The organism is Peloplasma aerotolerans (genome assembly GCF_030012175.1).
GTDB lineage: Bacteria > Bacillota_I > Bacilli_A > Acholeplasmatales > Acholeplasmataceae > Peloplasma > Peloplasma aerotolerans.
Genome location: NZ_JASCXW010000021.1, coordinates 26,201 through 32,975, shown reverse-complemented (window position 1 = coordinate 32,975; position 6,775 = coordinate 26,201). Strand labels below are relative to the sequence as shown.

Sequence of the window (6,775 nt, the reverse complement as noted above, 5' to 3'; positions counted from 1 at the left end):
GTGTAGATCAAACATGATGTTTTCCATTTCATTCGTTTTGAAGAATGGTTCCCATGATGGATGCGTTGGTCTAAATGCGTCATGAAAGACGATTGGTTTATCGGTAATGGCTCTTATTTTTTGATAAGCATCTTTATAAAAGTCTTGGATAATATTTATGTCAATGGTTGTAAATGGTTCATTTAAAATTTCAATACCCCAAAATGATGGTTCATCTTTGAAAGTTCTTACGATAAATTCTAATCTCTCAACTGTTTTATCGATATTTTTTTGATCTAGATGCCATTCCATAACATTTTGGATACCACCATTGTCAAATCCGTTTTGGCAACCAGGAGCAGTATGTAGGTCTAATAATACATGAAGTCCTACTTCGTTCGCCCACTTCATTGCGCGTTTAATATAAGGTAAGGCACTAAAGTAAGGTGCATCTCCTTCTAACCACCAAGGAATTGGTAATCTAATGGAATTAAGTCCTAAGTTTTTAATATCAATAAAATCTTGTTTTGTGAAAAAAGTTTCCCAATGATGCATAAGTTTTTTTTCTGCATCATTTTTTAAAGTTGAAAAACCTGTTTCATCATTCGATTCTATATCTTCAAATAAACTTGGTTTCATCCACTGTTCTAGTACAAACCATCCACCTAAATTTACACCTTTTATCTTATGCATTGCTGCCTCCATTTCATTGTCAAAAAGGATAGGTTATCTATCCTTTGATTGATCTCTTCCATATAATATTGTAAATGATTTAATCTTATTTCTCAAATCTTTAGATAATTCTTCTTTGAGTAATCTCCATTTCCAGTTGTTTCCGGTTGTTGAAGGTATGTTCATTCTGCCTTCTTCGCCTAGGTGTAAGTAATCTTGCATCGGAATAATAACTGTATCGGCAACACATGCATGTGTTGCCTTAATTAGGCTATCAACTGGGCTACCATCACCTTGATGATTAATATAGTTTAGACAATATTCCAAATCCTTTTTAGGAAGGTTATCAAACCATGTTTTTGTTGTTTCATTGTCATGTGTGCCTGTATATGCAATTAAATTTTTGTGATATAAATGTGGAATATAATCACTTTCTTCTCTTGAATCAAATGCGAACTGTAAAAGTTTCATTCCAGGAAATCCTGTCATTTCAAGTAGCTTTCTAACTTCTGGCGTAATAACACCTAGGTCTTCAGCGATAATATTAACGCATCCTAATTTTTCTTTAATCACTTCAAATAGCTTAATACCTGGACCTTTTTTCCATTCACCATTTTTAGCAGTTTTTTCACCATAAGGTACACTGTAAAAGTTTTGGAAACCAATAAAATGATCGATTCTAATCCAATCAAAGAGTTGCATCGATGATGCGACTCGGTCAACCCACCATTTGAAATCTTCTTTTTCTAATGTTTTCCAATCATATAAAGGATTCCCCCATAATTGACCGTTTTTAGAGAAGTTATCAGGTGGTACACCTGCTACATGTATTGGTAATTTTTCATTATCTAAATCGAAATATTTAGGATTAGCCCAAACATCACTACTGTCACATGATACATAGATTGGCATATCACCAATAATCATAATGCCTTTATCGTTTGCATACGTTTTTAATTTAAACCATTGTTCATATGCTTTATACTGTAAAAACTCATTGAAATCAATATCTTCTTTTAGCATTGCTTGATATTTTTTCATCGTTTCTGGATTTCTAAGTCTTAACGCTTCTTCCCATTCAAGCCATGATGCTCCACCATGATGGACTTTAATTGCCATAAAAAGTGCATAATCTACTAACCAATCTTGATTATCTTTAACAAACTTTAAATATTCCGGATTTTTTAAATCGAAGCGATGAAATGCTTTCTTTAAAATTGTAAAGCGTTCATCGTATAGTTCTTTATATTCAACATATCTTGGAGAAATAAAGGTTGCTTTAATTTCATCTTTACGAAGTAGTCCTTCTTTGATGAGAACATCTAAGTCGATGAAATATGGATTATTTGCAAACGCTGAAAAGGTTTGATATGGAGAATCTCCATAAGATGTAGGACCTAATGGTAAAATTTGCCAAAATGATTGTTTGCTTTCATATAGAAAGTCAACAAATTCATAGGCAGCTTTGCCAAAGCTTCCAATGCCATAGTTGCTTGGTAAGCTTGAAATATGTAGTAATATACCGCTTTTTCTCATAGTTTCTCCTTAACTTCAAACACGATAGATTCATAAGGCTTTAAGTAAATAGTTTGGTTCTTAATCGTATGTTTTTGATAATTGCTAACTATTTTATTTAAAATGTCGTATTTCGATAAATCATATTTGATTTTCTTTCTTGAAAATGAATTGATAATAAGTAGTGTTTGCTGATGATTAAAACGTTTATACGTATAAAGGTTTTTATCATCTGGATCTAGTAGTTCATATTCTCCATAAATAATTAAATCTTTATAGGTGCTGTTCTTTCTTAAATCAATTAATCTTTGATAATGATACCACAAAGCATCTTGATTTTTAAGGTTATTTACAACATTAATCTTTTTATAGTTTGGGTTTACCATCATCCATGGTTGTTCTTTTGAAAAACCCGCATAACTTTCATTTGACCATTGCATGGGTGTTCTTGGGTTATCCCTGGAACTTAAAGCTGCTTTTTTTAATGCTTTAACTGGATCGTCTGGTTCTTTTTCTAAATGATAACGATATGCGTGAATACTTGAGATATCATTAAACTGAGACACATCTTCAAATGGGAAATTGGTCATTCCAATTTCTTCACCTTGATATATAAAAGGTGTTCCTCTCATCATATGTAATGCAGTAGCAAGCATTTTTCCTGAAGCTAGGGGATATAAGTGATCACCATATTGACTCATTAAACGTGGTTGATCATGATTTAACCAGTTTAAAGGTAACCATCCAATATCTTTAAATGCTTTTTGCCATTTATTAAAAACTGATTTCAATAAGACAACATTGGTTTTTAATTGTTTTGTACTTGTCACTTCATGAAGATTATTACACCAATTGTGGTCAAAATTAAAAACCATTGATAATTCATTCGAATCAAATGAAGCATACTTGATGCCCTCATCAATCGAAGCTTCTCCTCCGACTTCACCGATTGTGACACAATCATATTTGGAAAATACTTCTTGATTGAGCTTATTAAGATAATCATGTACCTTTGGTAAATTAGAAAACTTATTCCAATCTAGCGGATAACGATCGGTTGATCCTTTAACATCTTCATATGGAGCTCGATCAAGATGCGAGACAGCATCGATTCTAAACCCATCGATACCTTGATCCAACCATTTTTTCGCAATCTGAATCATCTCTTCATGAACTTTTTCATTTTTCCAATTCAAATCAGGCATTTTATCAGAAAATATTTTCATATAATAGCTATCGGTTAGCTCATCATACTTCCAACAACTTCCACCAAAAAAAGAACCCCAATTGGTTGGTTCAATCTTTTGCCCATCTTGTTGTCTTCCTTCATGCCAAATATAGTAGTCACGATAAGGATTATCAACCGATGATCTAGACTCTATAAACCAAGGGTGTTCATCCGATGTATGATTTAATACAAAGTCTAAAATAACTTTGATGCCTAATTGATGTGCCTTATCAATTAACTTTTTTGCATCATCCATCGTACCAAACTCTTTGGAGACGTCAAAAAAGTTTCTTACATCATAGCCATTATCGTCCATTGGTGAATCATAAAACGGACAAATCCATATTAAATTGATGCCCAAATCTTTTAAGTAATCAAGTTTTTCATAGATGCCATTTAAGTCACCTATACCATCATCATTACTATCATAAAAACTTTTTGGATAGATTTGATATCCGATACTTTCCATCCACCATTTTTTGCCCATGTTACAGACTCCTTTGACTACAAATTCATTTTATCATATATACTATATGGATAGAATAATGTTAGCGGTTTCATATTTTATTATTTTGTCTGCGTGATATAATGATTTTGGTGATCAATATGAATAAACTAGCCTTATGGCATAATGCAAAATCAGAATACTCTTATGCATACGATTCAAAAACGTTACATATCATGCTTCGCACAGCTAAAAATGATGTTGATAAAGTTCATATCATTTATGGCGATCCTTTTTCTTGGGAAAGTAATCAATCGGGAAAAACCGTTTGGAAACATGAAAAAATTCAAATGAATAAACGTTATCAAACCGATGACTTTGATTATTATTTTATTGAAATCAAACCTCCATACTTAAGAACGAAGTATGCTTTTTTGCTTGAAAATAAAAAGCAATTCTTATTCGGTTCCAAAAGAGTGAAAGATATTGAGTCAAAAGATGATTTATATGACCTTTTTGATTTGAGTGAATATTATAATTTCCCTTATTTAAATCATGAAGATTTACACAATACACCAGATTGGGTCAAAGATACGGTTTGGTATCAAATATTTCCTGACCGTTTTTATAGTCACCGGAAACACAGTCAACTTAAGTGGGGCAAATTACCTGTCAATAATCACGAGTTTTATGGTGGAGACTTATTAGGTGTTATTGATAAGCTTGATTACTTAAAAGATTTAGGGATAACAGGTATTTATTTCACACCAATCTTTAAAGCTCCTTCGGCTCATAAGTATGATACTGAAAACTATTTTGAAATTGATCCACAATTTGGAACCAATGAAGATTTTGGACTGTTAGTTAAACAAGCCCATAATAGAAATATTAAAGTAATGCTTGATGGTGTTTTCAATCATAGTGGATACTATCATCCGTTTTTTCAAGATGTCGTTAAAAAAGGTGAGGCTAGTGAATATAAAGACTGTTTTTTTATCGATAAACATCCAGTCGTTAACTTCCCTTTAGATCATGATGGTAAACCTATTAATTATTATGGTATTGATTTAAACTTAAAGACTTTCGCTTTTACACCTCATATGCCTAAGTGGAATACCTCAAATCCTATTGTAGAAAAACACTTGCTTGATTGTATTAAGTTTTGGATAGAAAAATATGATATAGATGGTTGGAGATTAGATGTTTCTAATGAGATAAGTCATGACTTTTTAAGACAAATTAAAAAAGTGAGTAGAATGGTCAAAAAAGATACGTTTATCCTAGGCGAAAATTGGGATTCTTCAATTCCTTGGTTACATGGTGATCAGCTAGATTCTGTCATGAATTATGATTTGAGTTACCCAATATGGAAGTATTTAGAACATAAAATAGATCTAAAAACATTTAAGAACATGGTAACCATGTATTTAGCTCAAACGCCTAAAAACGTGATGGAAAACATGTTTAACCTTGTCGGAAGCCATGACACCATCCGGATTAAAAAACGTCTCAAAGACGATGTTAGAAGGGTTAAACTCAGTTATTTATTGATGTTTCTATCAGCTGGAGCTCCTAATATCTATTACGGTGATGAAATTGGAATGACTGGAGAACATGATCCTGATAACCGTAGATGTATGTTGTGGGATGCTAAAGATCAAGACCATGACTTCTATGCTTTTTCAAAGCGTTTAATTGAACTCAGACAAAAACATCCATCCTTCACGGATTATGATTATCATTTTATTGATTTAGATATCTTAGCATTTACGAAAACATCAAAAAATGATGAAATACTTGTTTTTATCAATAATGGAAAACAAATGAGTGTTGAACTACCTAAACAACTGATGGGTACTTATAAAGACTTGATTTCAAATGAAAAAATCGAACTTCATGATAAAATAACCTTAGAAGCATACCAATACCTACTTCTAGAAAAGGGGTCTATATGATGAAACCGACCATTCGTGATGTGGCCAAAAAAGCCAATGTCAGTGTTTCAACTGTCTCTCGTGTTATTAATCAAAAAGGTTATGTCCACGAAGAAACTAAAGTACTCGTCAATAAGATCATTAAAGACTTAGGCTTTATTCCTAATCAATTGGCAAGAAGCCTAACCAATCGTAGTTCTAAAATTATCGGGGTTATCGTACCTCATATAGGTCCGTCTTTTTATGGTGAGTTATTAGAAGGCATTGAATCACAAGCTTCAGCATATGGCTATAAAATCATGTTTTGCCATACTCAAGATGATCCTGATCGTGAACTTGAATACTTGCAGTTTTTTGAATCATATAATATTGAAGGTTTAATTATCGCATCAAACTTTTCGAATCGTGACAAATTGGCTGAATTAAATATTCCTGTTGTTACAGTTGACCATATTTTAGATGAAAATATACCATCAATTACTTCTGACAACGTCAAAGGTGGAGGACTAGCAGCTACTAAACTGATTGAAACAGGTGCTAAAAATATTATTTTATTTAGGGGACCATCATTTCTATTAACAACCATGGAACGTACAATAGGCTTTTTAAATGAGAGTAAGAAACATGATTTGTTTGTCGATATCTTCGATTTCGATTTACTTTTTCCTGATTTTAAACTGATTGAAGAAATCCTAAAGAACAACCCTCACGTCGATGGTATCTTTACATTTTCGGATACACTTGCCTTCGCAACTTTAAATATATTGCAAAAATTAGGCAAAAAAGTGCCACAAGACGTGTCATTAATCGGATACGACAACACACCTTACAGCAATTGGGTGACACCATCTATAACAACTGTTCATCAGTCTGTTAATTTTATGGGTAAACAATCATTTATTAACTTAACAAGACTAATCCGCGGGGTTGAACTAGACAGTTTACATGATATTATTGATGTTAAATTAATTGAAAGAGAAACAACAAAATCTAAATAAGCAA

Annotated in this window: 5 protein-coding genes; 2 read left to right on the top strand and 3 right to left on the bottom strand. The window is 32.4% G+C overall.

Annotated elements, in window-relative coordinates; genetic code table 11:
- The 3 genes from QJ521_RS06660 to QJ521_RS06650 all read right to left on the bottom strand — a co-directional run.
- Positions 1–672: glycoside hydrolase family 5 protein (locus QJ521_RS06660; RefSeq protein ID WP_282839668.1), on the bottom strand; the 672-nt coding region annotated here is incomplete at its 3' end.
- Positions 673–705: 33 nt separating this feature from the next.
- The gene (malQ, locus tag QJ521_RS06655; RefSeq protein ID WP_282839667.1) at positions 706–2,187 is read right to left on the bottom strand and encodes a 4-alpha-glucanotransferase; all 1,482 of its coding nucleotides are present in this window, start codon (positions 2,185–2,187) and stop codon (positions 706–708) included.
- The gene (locus QJ521_RS06650) at positions 2,184–3,881 is read right to left on the bottom strand and encodes a glycoside hydrolase family 13 protein (protein WP_282839666.1); all 1,698 of its coding nucleotides are present in this window, start codon (positions 3,879–3,881) and stop codon (positions 2,184–2,186) included. The genes malQ and QJ521_RS06650 overlap by 4 nt, the downstream gene beginning before the upstream one ends.
- 119 nt (positions 3,882–4,000) lie before the next feature.
- Here QJ521_RS06650 and QJ521_RS06645 point away from each other — a divergent pair, with 119 nt between their 5' ends.
- Both QJ521_RS06645 and QJ521_RS06640 read left to right on the top strand, forming a co-directional pair.
- Positions 4,001–5,794, top strand: coding sequence for a glycoside hydrolase family 13 protein (locus QJ521_RS06645; RefSeq protein ID WP_282839665.1), 1,794 nt, complete (start codon positions 4,001–4,003; stop codon positions 5,792–5,794).
- The gene (locus QJ521_RS06640; protein ID WP_282839664.1) at positions 5,791–6,771 is read left to right on the top strand and encodes a LacI family DNA-binding transcriptional regulator; all 981 of its coding nucleotides are present in this window, start codon (positions 5,791–5,793) and stop codon (positions 6,769–6,771) included. Before QJ521_RS06645 ends, QJ521_RS06640 begins: the two co-directional genes overlap by 4 nt.
- Positions 6,772–6,775: the final 4 nt, after the last annotated feature.

Bases quoted from the DNA above. Each gene is read 5' to 3' on its own strand.
- malQ (WP_282839667.1), bottom strand. From the start codon at position 2,187: ATGAGAAAAAGCGGTATATTACTACATATTTCAAGCTTACCAAGCAAC.
- QJ521_RS06650 (WP_282839666.1), bottom strand. From the start codon at position 3,881: ATGGGCAAAAAATGGTGGATGGAAAGTATCGGATATCAAATCTATCCA.
- QJ521_RS06645 (WP_282839665.1), top strand. From the start codon at position 4,001: ATGAATAAACTAGCCTTATGGCATAATGCAAAATCAGAATACTCTTAT.
- QJ521_RS06640 (WP_282839664.1), top strand. From the start codon at position 5,791: ATGATGAAACCGACCATTCGTGATGTGGCCAAAAAAGCCAATGTCAGT.